At 33.1% G+C, this 17756-nt stretch carries 16 protein-coding genes; 9 read left to right on the forward strand and 7 right to left on the reverse strand.

Annotated features, from left to right (window positions below; all coding sequences use genetic code 11):
- The first annotated feature begins 197 nt into the window (after positions 1-197).
- The 8 genes from BN4220_RS12795 (at position 198) to prs (ending at position 8921) form a co-directional block, all read left to right on the forward strand.
- A complete protein-coding gene (locus BN4220_RS12795) occupies positions 198-1685 on the forward strand; it encodes a UxaA family hydrolase (RefSeq protein WP_066716915.1) in 1488 nt (495 codons plus the stop codon).
- A gap of 471 nt (positions 1686-2156) precedes the next feature.
- On the forward strand, positions 2157-3302 hold the full coding sequence (locus tag BN4220_RS12800; RefSeq protein ID WP_066716918.1) for an alanyl-tRNA editing protein: 1146 nt from the start codon (positions 2157-2159) through the stop codon (positions 3300-3302).
- 69 nt (positions 3303-3371) lie between these two features.
- Positions 3372-4049 (forward strand): DNA alkylation repair protein, encoded by a 678-nt coding sequence (locus tag BN4220_RS12805; protein ID WP_066716921.1) that lies wholly within the window; start codon positions 3372-3374, stop codon positions 4047-4049.
- A 65-nt stretch (positions 4050-4114) separates the two neighbouring features.
- Positions 4115-4558 (forward strand): bacteriohemerythrin, encoded by a 444-nt coding sequence (locus tag BN4220_RS12810; RefSeq protein WP_066716923.1) that lies wholly within the window; start codon positions 4115-4117, stop codon positions 4556-4558.
- 1 nt (position 4559) lies between these two features.
- Positions 4560-5432 carry an NAD(+) diphosphatase gene (gene nudC / locus BN4220_RS12815; RefSeq protein ID WP_347477092.1) on the forward strand — a complete coding sequence of 291 codons (873 nt, stop codon included), beginning with the start codon at positions 4560-4562 and terminating at the stop codon, positions 5430-5432.
- Positions 5433-5743: 311 nt separating this feature from the next.
- The gene (locus BN4220_RS12820) at positions 5744-7240 is read left to right on the forward strand and encodes a carboxypeptidase M32 (protein ID WP_066716928.1); all 1497 of its coding nucleotides are present in this window, start codon (positions 5744-5746) and stop codon (positions 7238-7240) included.
- The gene (locus tag BN4220_RS12825; protein ID WP_066716931.1) at positions 7230-7490 is read left to right on the forward strand and encodes a DUF3781 domain-containing protein; all 261 of its coding nucleotides are present in this window, start codon (positions 7230-7232) and stop codon (positions 7488-7490) included. The genes BN4220_RS12820 and BN4220_RS12825 overlap by 11 nt, the downstream gene beginning before the upstream one ends.
- Before the next feature lie 327 nt (positions 7491-7817).
- The gene (gene prs, locus BN4220_RS12830) at positions 7818-8921 is read left to right on the forward strand and encodes a ribose-phosphate diphosphokinase (RefSeq protein ID WP_066716934.1); all 1104 of its coding nucleotides are present in this window, start codon (positions 7818-7820) and stop codon (positions 8919-8921) included.
- A gap of 170 nt (positions 8922-9091) precedes the next feature.
- Here the strand turns inward: prs and BN4220_RS12835 are convergent, their stop codons facing one another.
- From BN4220_RS12835 to BN4220_RS12850, 4 genes are all read right to left on the reverse strand, one after another.
- Entirely contained in the window at positions 9092-9568 is a 477-nt protein-coding gene (locus BN4220_RS12835; protein ID WP_066720939.1) for a hypothetical protein, read from the reverse strand.
- A 299-nt stretch (positions 9569-9867) separates the two neighbouring features.
- A complete protein-coding gene (locus BN4220_RS12840) occupies positions 9868-10071 on the reverse strand; it encodes a heavy-metal-associated domain-containing protein (protein ID WP_066716937.1) in 204 nt (67 codons plus the stop codon).
- Positions 10072-10111: 40 nt separating this feature from the next.
- A complete protein-coding gene (locus BN4220_RS12845; protein ID WP_066716939.1) occupies positions 10112-12574 on the reverse strand; it encodes a heavy metal translocating P-type ATPase in 2463 nt (820 codons plus the stop codon).
- 215 nt (positions 12575-12789) lie between these two features.
- Positions 12790-13245, reverse strand: coding sequence for a CopY/TcrY family copper transport repressor (locus BN4220_RS12850; protein ID WP_066716942.1), 456 nt, complete (start codon positions 13243-13245; stop codon positions 12790-12792).
- A gap of 437 nt (positions 13246-13682) precedes the next feature.
- Here BN4220_RS12850 and BN4220_RS12855 point away from each other — a divergent pair, with 437 nt between their 5' ends.
- Entirely contained in the window at positions 13683-14456 is a 774-nt protein-coding gene (locus tag BN4220_RS12855; RefSeq protein WP_066716945.1) for an EFR1 family ferrodoxin, read from the forward strand.
- A gap of 111 nt (positions 14457-14567) precedes the next feature.
- On the opposite strand, the gene BN4220_RS12860 is transcribed toward BN4220_RS12855, so the two are convergent.
- From BN4220_RS12860 to BN4220_RS12870, 3 genes are all read right to left on the reverse strand, one after another.
- Entirely contained in the window at positions 14568-15638 is a 1071-nt protein-coding gene (locus BN4220_RS12860; RefSeq protein ID WP_066716948.1) for a Gfo/Idh/MocA family protein, read from the reverse strand.
- 12 nt (positions 15639-15650) lie between these two features.
- A complete protein-coding gene (locus tag BN4220_RS12865; RefSeq protein ID WP_066716951.1) occupies positions 15651-16376 on the reverse strand; it encodes a ThuA domain-containing protein in 726 nt (241 codons plus the stop codon).
- A gap of 135 nt (positions 16377-16511) precedes the next feature.
- The gene (locus BN4220_RS12870) at positions 16512-17567 is read right to left on the reverse strand and encodes a Gfo/Idh/MocA family protein (protein WP_066716954.1); all 1056 of its coding nucleotides are present in this window, start codon (positions 17565-17567) and stop codon (positions 16512-16514) included.
- Positions 17568-17756 lie beyond the last annotated feature (189 nt).

Consider the following 17756-nt stretch of genomic DNA (forward strand, 5'->3'; position numbering starts at 1 on the left):
TATTTTAATCGCCTGAAATTATATTGCAATTTTGTAAAATGTTTAGAAAGATTGACAAATATATATAATAATACTAGAATATTATATATTAATAATAAAATTCGATGAATATTAAAAGAGTAATAAAAATAGAACTTTATTATAAAAGATGTATATTGGATGATTATACATAAGAATAGAAAGGATGAAGTTTGATTATGAATGAATTTTTAAGAATTAATCAAAACGATAATGTTGTAGTAGCATTAAAAAGTTTGCCAGCTGGTAAGACACTTGACGTAGATGGCAATCAATTAACATTATTAGAAGACATAAAAGCTGGCCATAAAATTGCCCTTACTGAGATTAAGAAAAGTGAGAATGTAATAAAATATGGATATCCAATTGGTAATGCGATTATGGATATTAAAAAAGGAGCTTGGGTACATACACATAACATTCAGACAAATCTTTCTGAAAAATTAGAATATACATATTCTCCAAAATTCCATGATATCAATACAATCAATGGACCAAAGAGTTTCCGTGGATTTCGCAGAAAAAATGGTGAGGTAGGTGTTCGTAATGAATTATGGATAGTACCTACAGTTGGATGTGTAAACGGAATTGCTGATATTATTATCAATGAATTTAAAGCAGAAGTTGGAGATTTAAAAATTGATCATGTAGGTGTATTTAAGCATAATTATGGTTGCTCACAATTAGGTGATGACTTACATAATACAAGAAAAATTTTAGCGGATTTAGTAAAACATCCAAATGCAGGTGGTATTCTTGTACTTGGATTAGGTTGTGAAAACAATACAATGGATTCTTTTAAAGAAGTTCTTGGTGAAATAGATGAGGAAAGAGTCAAATTCCTTGTAACTCAGCAAGTAGGCGATGAAGTTGAGATTGGTAAAAATCTTTTAAAAGAAATTTATGAAGTAATGAAGAAGGATGTTAGAGAAGAAGTTCCAATTTCTGAATTAAGAGTTGGTTTAAAATGTGGCGGATCTGATGGATTCTCAGGAATAACAGCAAATCCATTAATCGGTAAGTTCTCAGATTATTTAGTATCCAATGGTGGTACAACAATTTTAACAGAAGTACCTGAAATGTTTGGTGCAGAAACTATTTTAATGGGCCGTGCGAAAGATGAAGCAACATTTGAAGATGTGGTACATTTAATTAATAACTTTAAAGATTATTTTGAACAGTATAATCAACCAATTTATGAAAATCCATCACCAGGAAATAAAGAGGGTGGTATTAGTACATTAGAGGAAAAATCCCTTGGTTGTACACAAAAAGGTGGACATAGTAAGGTAAGTGGAGTTTTAGGATATGGAGACCGCTTACAGCATAATGGATTCCATTTGTTACAAGCACCTGGTAACGATTTAGTATCTACAACTGCACTTGGTTCTGCTGGTTGCCAGTTAGTGTTATTCTCAACAGGTAGAGGAACTCCTTTTGGTAGCCTTGTTCCAACCATTAAAATTGCTACCAATGATAATATCTTTAAGAAGAAACCAAGATGGATGGATTTTAATGCTGGTCAATTATTGGATGATAAGCCAATGGATGAATTGTGTGCAGAATTCTTTGAATACATTGTAAGTGTTGCAAATGGTGAGCTTACAAACAATGAGAAAAATGGAATTCATGAAATGGCTATCTTTAAAGATGGTGTAACTGAATAAGTATAATTATGTGAAATAATAAAGCGAGAAAGATACTCTACTATTAGTAGGAGTCTTTCTCGTTTTTTTGTAGGAGTTTTTAGTGTATGACATATTAAGGTAGTCAGTTCCTTTTGAAACAGTACCTTTTGTTTTTATTTATTTTCTAAGAAGTGTATACGAATTATTTAAAAAACTTCTCATGTTTGAAATTTCGTGGTAATATTATAAAGTTAGTATATAAGACTTAGATACGATAAGACTTAGATACGATAAGACTTAAACACGATAAGACTTAAACACGATAAGACTTAAACACGATAAGACTTAAACACGATAAGTCTTAAACACGATAAGTCTTAATCCAGGTAAGAAATAAATCAGATAAGTCTTAAGCTAGATAAGCCTTAACCAGACAAGGCTTATATCCTAGATCCATTAGGAATAAAACTTCAACAAACGCAAAAAGTGAGCGTAAGAATGGAGAGTATAATGACAAGAAAATTATTCTATGAAGATAGCCATATAAAAGAATTTGAGGCAAAAGTGATAGATTGTATTAAAGATAACGATGCTTATCAAATTATATTAGATCAAACCGCTTTTTTCCCAGAAGGTGGTGGACAGACAAGTGATACTGGACGAATTTTGGATATAGAAGTATATGATGTTCGTGAAAAAGATGATGTTATTTATCATTATACAAAAGAACCTCTTATCGTAGGACAAAGTGTGGTAGGAGTTATAGATTATAAAGAGCGATTCTCTAAGATGCAACAGCATACAGGAGAACACATTATATCTGGACTTGTGAATCGCTATTTTGGGTATGACAATGTAGGCTTCCATTTGGGAAAAGAAAAAGTGACGATGGATTTTAATGGAGATTTAACTTCTGAAGATTTAAGAAAGATAGAATTAGAGGCCAATGAAGTTGTTGCGAGAAATCTTAAAATTGAAGTCTTATATCCAAGCAAAGAAGAACTTAAGAATATCCAGTATCGCAGCAAAATAGAGATTGAGGGACAAGTTCGTATTGTTGAAATTCCAGGGATTGATTGCTGTGCATGTTGTGCTCCACACGTGAAATACACTGGTGAAATTGGCATTATTAAAATAATTGATTCTGAAAAATACAAAGGCGGTATTCGTGTAAGCATGTTATGTGGTTTTCGCGCTCTTGAAGATTACAACATGAAAGAACAAAACGTAAATAAAATCTCAGTATTATTATCTGCAAAACCAGAAAAAATATCCGTGTCAGTTGAGAACTTAAAGAATGAGATTAGTATTTTAAAAGGTCGCATCTTTGCATTACAAGAAAAACAAGTAGCAGAGGCAATAAATCAAATTAAAGAAGATGCTACATTAGCGATACTTTTCGATGAAGAACTTGATAATAATGCAATGCGTAAATTTGTAAATGGAGCAATGGAAAAGTGCAAGGGACTTTGCGGAGCCTTTGTTGGAAATGATTTAGAGGGATATCGATACATTCTTGGAAGTAAAACAATTGATGTGCGAGATACTGCAAAAATGTTAAATGAAGCTTTTAGTGGAAAAGGTGGCGGTAAGCCTGAAATGGTGCAAGGATCCTTACATGGAACAAAAGCAAATATTGAGCAGTTGCTTAGCTAGAGAATCATGAGATAAGAGAATTTTGAAATAAGAGAACTACAAATATAAAATATAATGAAAGAGGGTTAAATGGTACAATCAATAAAACAAGATTTATTGGAACTTGCAGAACCAAAATATCAAGAATTTACTAGTAAGCTATTACCGGGAATTGATAATATTTTAGGGGTTCGACTACCGGCATTACGCAAGCTTGCGAAGGATATTTTAAAAGATAATCCTATGGAATATTTGGAGAATGCAACAGAGGATTCCTTTGAAGAAATTATGTTGCAGGGCATGGTCATTGGTGGTTTAAAAGATATTGATTTAGTGTTTCATTATATTGAAGAGTTTCTTCCTAAAATCAATAATTGGTCTGTATGTGATAGCTTTTGCGCGGGACTTAAGATTTCTAAAAAGTATCCAAAGGAAATGTGGCAATTTATACAGCCTTATTTAAAAGATGATAGGGAATATTTTATTCGATTTGCAGTAGTTATGTTATTAAATTACTATGTTGATGAAGAGCATATTGCAGAAGCACTACAAGCCCTAGATCAAATAAAACATGATGCATACTATGTAAAAATGGCTGTGGCATGGGCAATATCGATTTATTATATCAAATTACCAGAACGTACATTGGAGTATCTAAAATATAATTCACTGGATGATTTTACTTATAATAAAGCTTTACAAAAAATCACTGAATCGCTACGAGTTGATAAAGAAACAAAGCAGATGATTAGAAATATGAAACGTTAATTAGAGATCAAAGCGAGTTTAATTAACAATGCAAAAGATAAAATGTAGTAAACGGGGAGATAAAAATGTTTGATTTTAAGTTTGATTGGAATGATGAATTACGAATCCATATTAATGATATTGATGAACAACACAAGGAACTATTTCGTATTGGACGAGATATAGAACAACTATTAATGATTCATTGTATTGGTGTTAAATCGGAACAACTTTTAAAAATTGTGGGTGATTTAAGAGATTATACAGCTTATCATTTTTATGAAGAAGAAAAGCTAATGGAATTAACGCAGTATTCACAATTAGAGGAACATGTTAAGGAACATGCAACTTTTCGAAGTGAAGTTCTTAGCATAGATGTTCCTAATTTATCAAAGCATCCATATGAAGAGTTGTCTAAAATCAAGGATATGATTCAAAATCATGTTTTTATGCACATAATGGAACATGATAGAAAGATGGCAGAAGAAATTCGAATAAGATTAAGTTCTACCAGTGCGCCGAAGAAATAAAATGAGAAAAAAGTTAGAAAGGTCTTTTAAAATGATACAAGATATAACACCATTAAGATTTAGAAATGAATTTGAGATCCGTGCACCAAAAAGCACTGACTATGTTTTATATTATAAAAATAATGAAATCCTGTTAAAAAACGATGAGGAACCTAGCATACCAACATTCCATGATCTTGAAAAATTAGATGCTTTAATTTATGAAAAGAGTGATTATCTTTTTCATATTGATGGAAACTGTTTCTTTTTAGTTAGGAATTTGGATATAAAGGAATCAAGCTCTTATCAGATGTATGATACACAAATACTACGTACATTTGAACCAATGTGGTTAGCATTTGCAGCGATTACTGGTAAGCATCTTTTCCACTTCTATCAGGACAATCGATATTGTGGACGTTGTGGAAAAGAAATGAGAAAAAGTCAGAAAGAACGCGCATTATGCTGTGACTCTTGTCATAATATTGTGTATCCTAAGATTTCACCAGCAATAATGGTTGCTATTACAGATGGAGATAAAATTTTATTAACGAAATATTCTAAGGGTATTTATAAAAGATATGGTTTGGTCGCCGGATTTGTTGAAATCGGGGAGACATTAGAGCAAACGATTGAGAGAGAAGTAATGGAAGAGGTCGGATTAAAAGTTAAAAATATTCGTTATTATAAAAATCAGCCTTGGGCATTTTCTTCTTCCTTGCTAGTTGGTTTCTTTGCAGATTTAGATGGCTCTTCAGAAGTAAGATTAGATGAAAATGAATTGGCAGAAGCTGTTTGGGTAACAAGGGAAGAGATACCTGAAAACCCTATAAAAATCAGTTTGTCAAATGAAATGATAGACGTATTTAAAAATGGCTTAGAACCTAAAATATAAAAATTTAATGAAGCTTCTACATATATTATTTCAGAGTATTAGCTTTTATGATATAATGAGAACGGAGTGAGGCAGACACAAGCTCGCTTGTGGATGCCGATCGGAGTGACAAGATCATGAACGTTTTTTGTTCATGATATAATGAGAACGGAGTGAGGTAGACGCAAGCTCGCTTGCGGGTACCGATTGGAGCAACAAGATCATGAACTGCCTTTGTTCATGATATAATGAGAATGGAATGGCAAATCATTGTGTATTAAGGTTTTTAAAATTAGTATACAAGGAAATGAAACAATATGAAGGAGGTATTTATGAACGAAACTTTTCAGAAACTACAACCATATATGGATAAGATAACGGGGTTATCAACTGCCTTAACTATTTTAAATTGGGATCTTGAAACATTAGCGCCAAAGGGTGGTGTCGACAATACAGCAAAGGCTATGGGAAGCCTATCTGGTGAATTATATGGCACAATCATGAACGATGATGTAAGAGCAATTTTAAAGGAATTAGAAAGTGAAACTGATTTATCAGAGAAAGAAAAGGGAATCGTAAAGATTTGGTCAAAAGAATTCCAGTCTTTAGAAAAGATTCCAAAAGATGAATATCAAGAGTATTCTGAATTAACAGCTAAATCCGGTATGATATGGCAGAAAGCAAAAGCTGCCAATGATTACAGTATGTTTGAGCCATACCTTGATAAATTAATAGATTTTAACAAACGTTTTGCTGGATATCGAGCAAAAGAAGGTCAGAAATTATATGATGTATTGCTTGATGATTTTGAAGAAGGCTTTACAACTGAAAAACTAGATGAATTCTTTGCTAAATTAAAGGAAGAAATTGTTCCATTATTAAAAGCAGTTGTTGTAAAGAATAACATGATTGATAAGAGCTATAACTATAGATCATTTGATACGAAGAAACAAGATTCTTTTAATCGATGGATTGCTGCATACTTAGGATTTGATTTTAATAAAGGTGTAATTGCAGAGAGTGAACATCCATTTACAACAGAATTACATAATCATGATGTTCGTATCACAACTCATTATTATGAAAATAATTTAGAAAGCGCTATGTTTTCCACTATTCATGAGACTGGCCATGCACTTTATGAAATGGGTGTATCCGATGAACTTACTCAAACATTAGCTGGTGGTGGTGCTTCTATGGGAATGCACGAATCTCAATCTAGATTTTTTGAAAATGTAATTGGTCGTAGTGAAGCTTTTTGGAGACCTATCTTTGGTAGATTAAAAGCAACATTTTTTGAAGAATTAAAAGATTTATCACTTGATAATTTTATCAAAGGTATTAATAAAGTTGAGCCAGGGCTTATCCGTACAGAAGCAGATGAATTAACCTATTGTCTTCATATTATGGTTCGTTATGAAATTGAAAAGCTTATTTTTGAAGGTAAAGTTACAACAAAAGAATTACCAGAATTATGGAATGCAAAATATGAAGAGTACTTAGGAATCCGCCCAAAGACAGATGCGGAAGGTATTTTACAAGATACTCACTGGTCTGGTGGTAGCTTTGGTTATTTCCCATCTTATGCACTTGGTAATGCAATTGCTGCGCAACTTTACGCATATATGGATAAACAAATGGATATTGATGAAATTTTACGTAAAGGTGAAGTTTCTAAGATTGTTGCTTTCTTAAGAGAGCATATCCATCAATATGGTAAGTTAAAGAAAACGGATGATTTCTTAATGGAAATTATGAATGAATCCTTTAACCCAACATATTATGTTGATTATTTAAAGGAGAAATTTACAAGAATTTATGAGCTATAATAACCATGAATGTGAACTGATATTAAATATAGATCAGTTGCATACAACTGTTTTAGGAATAGAACGAATTAAAAGGAATCTATCTTTGGTAGTGGATGATGTTGTTATATGGTGTAAAGAAATAATAAAAAATCCAGATGCATCCATAATTAGGCGGGGCAAAAACTGGTATATCGTTTTAGATAATTGTGAAATTACAGTAAATGCTTACAGTTACACGATAATAACTGCACATAAAATCAAATCATAGATCTAATTATAAAAAAATTTAGTCGGTTATTAAAGATCATTAATTAATAAGTATATTAAGTTCATTTATTACATTATTTATAAAACACCTAAAAATACTTTTAGCCGAGGTATTTTTTAGGTGTTTTATCTTTATATTCAAATTCATACTTTTTTTCTTATAGAAAATAATATTTATTAAGAAGCTATTAAATAAGTGATTAAAAAGAGTTTGTAGAGAAGTAGCTGAAGAGAGGGGTAGTGTATAGTTTAATTATGTATAAAATTTACATACGGATTGAATTATTTAATAAGTAATATATAATGGAAAATATAGGAGGTGTTTTAAATGTGCGATAAGTATAATGAAACAGTCCCAATAGCTATTATTCCATTGTATGGAACAGAAGAACTTACACAAAAGATTAGTTACTATTTGGAAAGTATTTATAATTCTAGTGATAGTCGGATTATAGATACGAAGCTTTTACGCTTTGCAACTGGGGATGCAAAAGCAATTCTTGAAAGTACAGTTAGAGGCATGGATGTCTATATTATCATGGATGTAGGCAATTATAGTTGTAAATTCAATATGTATGGAAGAGAAGTTATTATGTCTCCAGATGAACATTTTCAAAACCTAAAAAGAGTAATCTCTGCCATTGGTGGTAAAGCAAATCGTATTTCTGTTATTTCCCCTATGTTATATGCAGCAAGGCAAGATCGAAGAATATCAAGGGAATCTTTGGATTGTGCAGTTGCTTTAAAAGAACTAGAATCTATTGGTGTTAAGAATATTATGGCATTTGACATGCACGATGATAGAGTTCAAAACGCCGTTCCATTTATGGGGTTTGATAATCTCATGCCTGTATATCAAGTGATTAAAGCAATGAATAAACATTATCCTGACATTTTCTTAAATGAAGAAAACATGTTAGTTGTTAGCCCAGACCTTGGAGGTACAAACCGTAATCTTTTGTATGCAAATGAATTGGGTTTAGATATGGGATTATTTTATAAGAGAAGATCTCGTAAAATGGTACATGGTAAATACCCAGTAAAGGAGCATAAATATATTGGACCAGATGTAAGTAATAAAGACATACTAATTGCAGATGACATTATTGCTTCGGGGGAAACAATTTTAGATGTAGCAAAAAGAATGAAAGAGCTTGGAGCTAATCGTATTTTTATTGCAGTAACCTTTGGATTATTTACTGAAGGGGTTAGTCAATATAATAAAGCCTATGATGAAGGGGTAATCGAAGCAGTCTTTATTACCAATGCAACATATCGTAGTGAGGAAGTGTTGAATGCACCTTGGTATAAAGGAGTAGACATCTCAAAATATATTGCTTATTACATATATTGTGTAAATTCAGGAAAATCAATTTCAAATATTTTAGATCCACATATAAAAATCCAAGCTTTATTATCGAAAAAGAAGTAATCCTATGGGAACCGTATTCAGCACAATAGCACGAAATAGCTATGTAGTAGTTGCTTTTATCTTTCAACAATCGCATAGGAAGAATGTTTTGTTAAAAGGGAAAGAGCCGATAACCGCATTTAAATAGCAAGTTATCGGCTCTTTGTCTGTATATCCTTTGGCACCTCTTTTTACTTTAAAGCGCTTATTTCATTATAATGCTGCTTATGTATTCCTATATGTCCAATCCCCAAGACTATAGTTGCAATTAGCATCCAGACAACTTTACCATATATGCCAAGTAGGAAAAAGGCAAGCACAGGCAATGTTGCTCCCGCAACAGGGATACCTAAAAAACTGCTATAAAAATCTACTAATTCTCGATTACTACCAAAATAGCGTACCCACCAAAATTCATACATTATCATTAGTATAAAAGCTGTAATCAGCCACCAAGACCAACTTGACCACTTATGTAGATTGAAATCAGTAAATAACAAAGCACAACCACTAGTTAATACTTCACCGGCCCTCTCAAAAATCAGAAGTACTTTATTTTCATTTTCAGAGGTATATCCTTTCGGTGTTTTTTTCGTCCAAATTAGGTTTGGGATGAACAGCAACAACAGAAATATTAATCCTATATATGAAAAACCAATATGTCCCAACATCTGCTTACTCTCCATTATTTTCTAAAAGTTTTTTAGCTTCTTCACACCACTCTAGATAAGAGCGATATGTTTTTAAGCCAAGCTCTACGGTTAGCAAATAGTATTTATGGATTGCACCTAAAACAGTAGATTACTAAAAGACTGCCTTAGAATAGTAAAGTAGAGAAAGGATCCAATATTGATCATTTTAAATTACTATTATAAGACAGTCTCTTTTAATTTAAATTTGAAGTTGTCTAGTTGCAGTTTCTTTTATTAAACTATAAATTTGACTGCATTAGATACATTTTTGTTAATTATTCAGATATAGTAAACTTTGTTCCCTCTAATGATTTTCTTAATTCATCAAGAGATACGTCTTTACTACCAGTGATAGTAGCTTTCTTATTTGCTAAATCAACTTCTGCAGCATCAACTCCTGCGATCGCTTCAAATCTTTCCTTAATGGAATCTACACATCCTTGGCATTTCATGCCTTCAATAAAAACTGTTTTATTCATAATAAAATCTCCTTTATAATTTATTTTTAAACTTCAACTGTTATTTAATAGAAGAAGGTTTAAATCTCTTTAAACGTAATGCATTTAATAATACGGATACAGAACTAAAACTCATTGCTGCACCGGCGATCATTGGGTTTAATAATGGGCCACCAAATAAATGTAATACACCCATTGCTACTGGGATACCTAAGGTATTATAAGCAAATGCCCAGAATAAGTTTTCTTTAATATTTTTAATGGTTGACTTACTTAATTCAACAGCAGTTGGAACATCCATTAAATCACTTCTCATTAATACGATATCCGCAGATTCCATGGCAACATCTGTTCCAGAACCAATGGCGATACCAATGTCTGCTTGTGCAAGAGCAGGAGCATCGTTGATACCATCACCAACCATGGCAACTTTTTTGCCTTCTGCTTGCAGTTTTTTAACTTCAGAAGCTTTGTCTTCTGGTAAAACTTCACTAAGGACTCTATCAATTCCAACTTGTTTTGCAATTGCATCCGCAGTACGTTTATTATCACCTGTAATCATTGCAACTTCAATACCCATCTTGTGAAGTTTTTTAATTGCCATCGCACTACTTTGTTTGATTGTATCTGCAACGGCTATAATACCTGCGATTTGACCATCTTTTGCAATGTACATTGGAGTTTTACCTTGTTCAGCAAGGTTATCTGAAACGGATGCAAGATTTCCTAAATCTATTTTTTTATCATCCATTAATTTTTTATTTCCAAGTAAAAGAGTACTTCCTTCAATGGAAACTTCAATTCCATGACCAGGAATTGCTTCAAATGAATCTGTTTTAGAAAGGTCTAGATTTCTTTCAACTGCACCATTTACAATTGCTTCTCCAAGAGGATGTTCAGAGCCTTTTTCTGCAGAAGCAGCCAATCTTAGTAATTCATCCTGTGAAATATTTTGTGAAGTAATAATATCGGTTACCTTTGGTTTACCTTCTGTGATTGTACCTGTTTTATCAAATACAATTGTTTTAATTTTATGAGTAGTTTCTAATGCGTCACCACTCTTAATTAAAACACCGTTTTCAGCACCTTTTCCTGTACCAACCATGATAGCAGTAGGAGTAGCTAAACCAAGAGCACAAGGGCAAGCAATTACTAATACTGAAATAGTAATGGTAAGTGCGAAAATCCAAGATTCTCCACCAATGAAGAACCATGCAAGACCAGAAAGGATTGCTAAAACAATTACGATTGGTACAAATACTCCTGAAATTTTATCTGCCATTTTAGCGATTGGAGCTTTGGAACCTTGAGCATCTTCAACTAATTTAATAATCTGAGATAAAGTAGTATCTTTACCTATTTTAGTTGCTCTAAATTTAAAACTACCATTTTTATTAATACTTGCGCCAATTACATTATCGCCTATCTTTTTCTCCACTGGAATACTTTCACCAGTTAACATAGATTCATCAATGGAGGTACTTCCTTCTGTTATAACACCATCTACTGGAATTTTCTCACCAGGTCGAACAACAATAATATCATCTACTAAAACCGCATCCACTGGTATTTCAACTTCTTCATTATTACGAATAACAATAGCGTTTTTTGGAGTAAGGCCCATTAATTTTTTAATGGCTTCAGAGGTTTTACCTTTGGAAACTGCTTCAAAATATTTACCTAAAGTAATAAGAGTTAAGATAACACCAGCAGATTCATAGTAAAGTTCCATTGAAAAATGATGGTCACCACTTACTACCATAATTGTACCATACAAACTATAAACTACGGCTGCACTTGTTCCTAATGCAACTAAGGAATCCATATTTGGATGTCCTCTAAATAGTGATTTATATCCAACGATAAAGAAACTTCTACCTAAATATATAATAGGAATTGTTAATGCCAATTGTAATAATGCAAAATTACTAGAATGCATCATAGGATCGATAATGCTAGGTAGTGGTAAACCAATCATATGTCCCATTGCAACATAGAGTAATGGAATTGCAAAGACTGCAGATAGCCAGAAACGGTTCCACATTTCTTTGATATGCTGTTGTTTCTTTTCCCTATCCTTATCTACTGTGCTTGTGGAATCAATTTCTTCAGTTGCTGTATAACCAGCATCAGTAACTGCCTTTGTAATATCAGCTACATTTAGTACAGATGGATCATATTCTACAAACATCTTTTCCGTTGCTAAGTTTACACTTGCAGTTGTAATACCAGATAACTTATTGACTGCTTTTTCAACTGCCTGAGAACAAGAAGCACAAGACATACCATCGATAGAAAAAGTTTTATGTTGTACATTTATAATTGCCTTAAAGCCAGCGTCTGCAACAGCTTTTTGAATATCCTTTTCGGATGTTTGGCTTTTATCAAATTCTACCGTTAACTTTTCAGTCGCTAAGTTAACAGAAGCCTTCGAGACACCAGATAATTTCGAAGTAGCTTTTTCGACAGCCGCAGCGCAAGAAGCGCAGGACATACCTTCGATATTAAATACTTTATTTTCCATAAAATCATCTCCTTACTTATTATTTAAAGTGCACCTCATCAACCATATGGCATTGACAATGTCCGGGGGTGCAATTGCATAGTGCAGTTGCATTTTGCAACGGCACCTCGTCAACCATATGACATTGTCATTGTCCGGGGGTGCAATTGCATAATGCTTCTGCACCTCGTCAACCATATGACATTGACACTGTCCAGGGGTGCAATTGCATAGTGCTAGTGCACCTCGTCAACCATATGGCATTGACATTGTCCAGGGGTGCAATTGCACTTAACTTCGTCAACTGCTGTCTTTCTTTTTTCTTTTAGCATTGCCTCTAATCGATCGATATCATCAAAGCTTAATTCACTCTCTGTAATTATGGTTTCAATTAAACTTCCTACTTTAGTAGAACAAATTCTTGATAATAAGTCATCGGCAATGTATTGAACACTTTTTCTTTGTTCCACCAAAGGAGTATAAAGAAATTTATTTCCAACTTTTTTTGTGGAAAGCATTCCTTTATCAACCAAGCGCCCCAATAAAGTTTTTACTGTAGTTGATTTCCAGTCATTTTTTTCATTTAATACAGTAAAGACATCTTTACTTGTTGTTTCCCCTTGCGCCCAAACGACTCTCATAACTTCCCATTCCGTTGGGGTAATGTTTCTTTTTTTGCCTTGATCCTCCATAGTACCAACTCCTTTAAATTAATACGTCAAACATATCATTTATAATAAACGAACGATGATATATTAAAGTCCGTAACTTTGATTAAAACAATATTGTTTTTAGCCAATATGTAAATAAAATAGAATCGCATTGGCTATGTATATTAGGATGTACATAAATCATTAGTTTATCATATTACTGCCTCCTTATATCGTCTACAAATGTAGTCGTTTTATTTGCCTTAATCATATACCCTTTATTTTAATTTGTCAAATACTTTTTTAAAAAATTTTATTGTAAGGATTCCCATGTAAATAATGCGCTATTATATTAAACTGCTTATATGGTATAATTTGAAATAATGCTTGTGTTAAAGAATATTAAGAGCATAACTTATGTTGTAATGAATTAGAAATAGCTGATATAAAAATGAAGTTAGAAAGGTAGAGAATAGGATATGATTTTATATTTTAGTGGAACGGGGAATAGCCGCTATGCAGCGCAACTAATTGGAAGTGTAATTGGGGATGAAATTGTTTCTATGAACGCGTTAATAAAAAAATCAAAGCAAGAGAAGCTACATTCGGATAAACCATTTGTCATTGTCTGTCCAACATATGCATGGAGAGTACCTAGAATCGTTGAAACATTTATGAATGAAACCCAGTTTAGTGGGAGTAATAAAGTATATTTTGTATTAACTTGTGGTGCTGATATAGGAAATTCCATTGAGCATGTAAAGAAGATTTGTAATGATAGAAAAATGAAGTTTCAAGGAATTGCAGGTGTGGTTATGCCTGATAATTATATTGTCATGTATGAGGTACAGGATGATGAAACAGCAAAGAAGCTAATGGAAAAAGCAGATGAGACTTTGTATGAGATTTCAGAATACATTAAAAAGGGGCAATTGTTGCCAAATGGAAAAGGCGTTTTTCTTGATAAAGTAAAAAGTGGATTTGTGAATCCGATGTTTTACTCCTTCTTTGTTAAATCAAAGGGATTTTATTCAACAAATGACTGTATTGGTTGTGGAAAATGCGAAGCTGTATGCCCTATTAACAATATTAAGATTGTTGATAAAAGACCGAAGTGGGGGAATGATTGTACACATTGTATGGCTTGCATATGTAGATGCCCAAAAGTTGCAATTGAATATAAGAATAAGACGAAAAATAGGCATAGATATTACAATGCAGGGTATCAAAAAAATGATCAGGGCTGTAAATAAGAATAAGAGCGCAAGTAAGAGAGTTATAATGTCTCTTTCTTGCGCAAATTAATTTGATTAAATGAGAATTTTGGGACATACATAAATTTGATGAATAGACTAAATTTGAATTTATCTTGGTGGAAATAATGTAAATTTATTTTTAATCTGTATTGCACTTTTCGCCTCGCTACTTTTTTGAAAAGCGTTCATTACTTCAAGAACATGCAGTGTTTGGTTATATGAAGCACGAAATGGGGTAGCAGTTTCTATTGCTGTAACCATATCCATCAATCCTAATCCTCTACTATTATCTGAGTAGTCAAACAATAAAGGCATTTCCTTAATTTCACCATCTTCTGGACGTAGTAACTTAATTGGTCCACTAAAGGTATTTGGATCAGGTACGAATAATGTACCTTTGGAGCCATAGATTTCAAATCTCGCCTGTCCAGGATAATAAACATCAAAGGTTGTAAATAATGTTCCAATTGCTCCACTTTCAAATTCCATTAGACCTGAAACATAGGTGGAAACGTCAACATCAATTATTTGTCCTTTCTTTGGGGTACTGGTGATTGTTCTTTGTTTGAAAGGAGTTCTTGCAATCCCAGTTACGCTTTTTATCCCACCTAGTAAATTTATGAGAGCAGTAATATAATATGGCCCCATATCCATCATAGGTCCACCACCATATTTATAATAAAATTCTGGATCTGGATGCCAGCTTTCATGCCCGCGACAAATCATAAATGCAGCTGCACCAATTGGCTGACCAATGAAATCATCTTCAATTAATTTTTTACAGGTTTGTATTCCTGAGCCTAAAAAGGTATCTGGAGCGCCACCAAGCATTAACTTTTTTTCTTTTGCTAATTCCACAAGTTTTAAACCTTCTTCATAAGAAGCAGCGAGAGGTTTTTCAGAGTATACATGCTTACCAGCTAAAAGTGCTGCTTTACTTACTTCAAAATGTTCATAGGGTCTAGTTAAATTAAGGATAATATCTATTTCCTTATCAGCAAACATCTCATGCATTGTGTCATAGATTTTTGGAATGTCATAGATTTCTTTTGCCTTTTCTGCCTTCTCACGTATAAGGTCACAAACAGCGATCAGTTTCATATTATGAAATTTTTTCTTAAAATTCTTAAGATAAATGCCACTAATATCACCAACGCCAACCATACCAATCTTTATCATAGAAACATCCTCCTAATACATCTTTGCATCGTTTATAAAACAATCGGTTGTTAAGTTGTGCTCTATCGCAAATTGCTTTCCTTCCCCAGCCCATAGCATTCCACGTTCCATGATTATTGCTGCGTTTGGCGAATGATCAAATACATCATCATGATGACCAAGAGAGGTATAAAATACTCGACCATTTCCCCAGTATTTTGTCCAGGCAACAGGCATATCGATTGGTTTATTTGAGATATGATAGTAATTTATAGATGGGAAACGGGTGGTAGCAAGAACTTCAATCGCAGGATCGATATGTAAATAATAGTGCTCGCTGCAAACTTCAAAATCTGAAAGCCCTTCTGTAATTACGCTTGAGTTATGACAAATGTTTACTGTATATTTAATTCCATCGCCTCCTGGATGGCTGACCCATTGTCCACCAGTTATAAACTGCCATTCTGTATCTTGACGGAAGGAATCACACATTCCACCATGGCAACCAGCAAGACCAACACCAGTTCCAACTGCTTCTGAAACATTTTTTACATATTCATGATTAATTTGGTCCATTGTCCAACAAGCAACAATTAACTCTAGCTTTTTTAGTTCATTGACATCTGAAAGACAATCTAAAGTATCTGAAATAGTAACTTCATAACCATTTTTTATTAGCATGTTTGCAAATCGCTTTGAGGTTAATTTAGGCTCATGACCATCCCAACCGCCTTGAAAAATAAGAGCTTTTTTACTCATTGATAAATCCTCCTTTATAGGAATTAACATTACAGGAAACTAAGAAAACCACCTTAAAAAGCACTAGCCTTACAAGCAACAATACCCCCCTAATAGGGATTAATAGTAAAGGAAACTAATAATCCATTATCAAAATTATATAAAGCATGAAACACCACGTTTTTCTTCTTCAGATAAATATACTTGTTCAATTACTTTCATTACTCGAAGTGATTGTTCTGGCTTAACAATGAGTTCTTCCTTTCCCTCAATTACATTTACAAAATTTTTATAATAATCCGACCAGTCAGTTGTTACTTCTGGTAGCTCTAATACATCGGTTGTATGCACTGGACGTGGAGCCATGGTTCTGGTTGGGCCGGCTTTCGTATAAACAATATCATCGGACCACTCCATATTGGTATCTGTATTTAATTTTACAACCTTACCATTGCAACTCCAATCATCTATAACGAAAGTACCATCGGTACAGGTAACATGCCATCTTGGTAAATTAATCAGACAATTGGTGGACATTTCGCACAAGGCAGAAACTCCATTTTCAAAACGAAGTAGAATTTTAATATTATCATCAACTTCGTCGGAATATAAATTAAATAAATGAGCTGTAATGGAAACTACCTTTGAATCAATTAAATTTAAAATTTGATCAATTAAATGAACACCCCAGTCTAGAACCATGCCACCGCCATTGATTTTGTGACCTCGCCAACCATGCATAGCCCGTCTAGAACCTTGAACTCGACTTTCTATAAAATAAGGTTTTCCAAGTTGATTTTCAGACAATAGTTGCTTCACTATAACATAATCTTTATCCCATCTACGGTTTTGATGAACGGAGAAAACTCTATCTTCAGCATTTGCCACTTCTAAAATTTCCTCTAATTCTGCTACATTCATTGTGACTGGCTTTTCGCATACCACATGTTTTTGGGCTTTTAAACAACGAATCACATAATCTTTGTGAAAATTGTTTGGGGTTGCGATTGTAACAATGTCTAACTCATCATCATTCAACAATTCATTTACATTTGAATAAATATGTAATCCGTTTTCTTTCGCTTTTTCTAAGGCTTCCTCTCGAATATCAAAGACTCCTTTTACATGAATTTCTGGTATTCTAGATAAGACATTCTTAACATGCCATGCTCCCATGCCACCATATCCAATAATAGCCATATAATGTTTCATACGAATCCCCATTCTTGCGCACGTGTATTGTGTATAAAAAGTTTGTGGTGCGCAAACACAAACTTGTATGTGAAATTTTTTTTGATTTTCACACTACCTTAGTTAGTTGTTACTAGCTTGACTTTACACTTTCTGGATTTATTTAACATTCATAATTGTATTGTAGCACGAGTTAATATATAATACGTG

It is taken from the genome of Clostridium sp. Marseille-P299 (genome assembly GCF_900078195.1).
In the GTDB taxonomy this organism is placed as follows: Bacteria; Bacillota; Clostridia; order Lachnospirales; family Lachnospiraceae; genus Lachnoclostridium.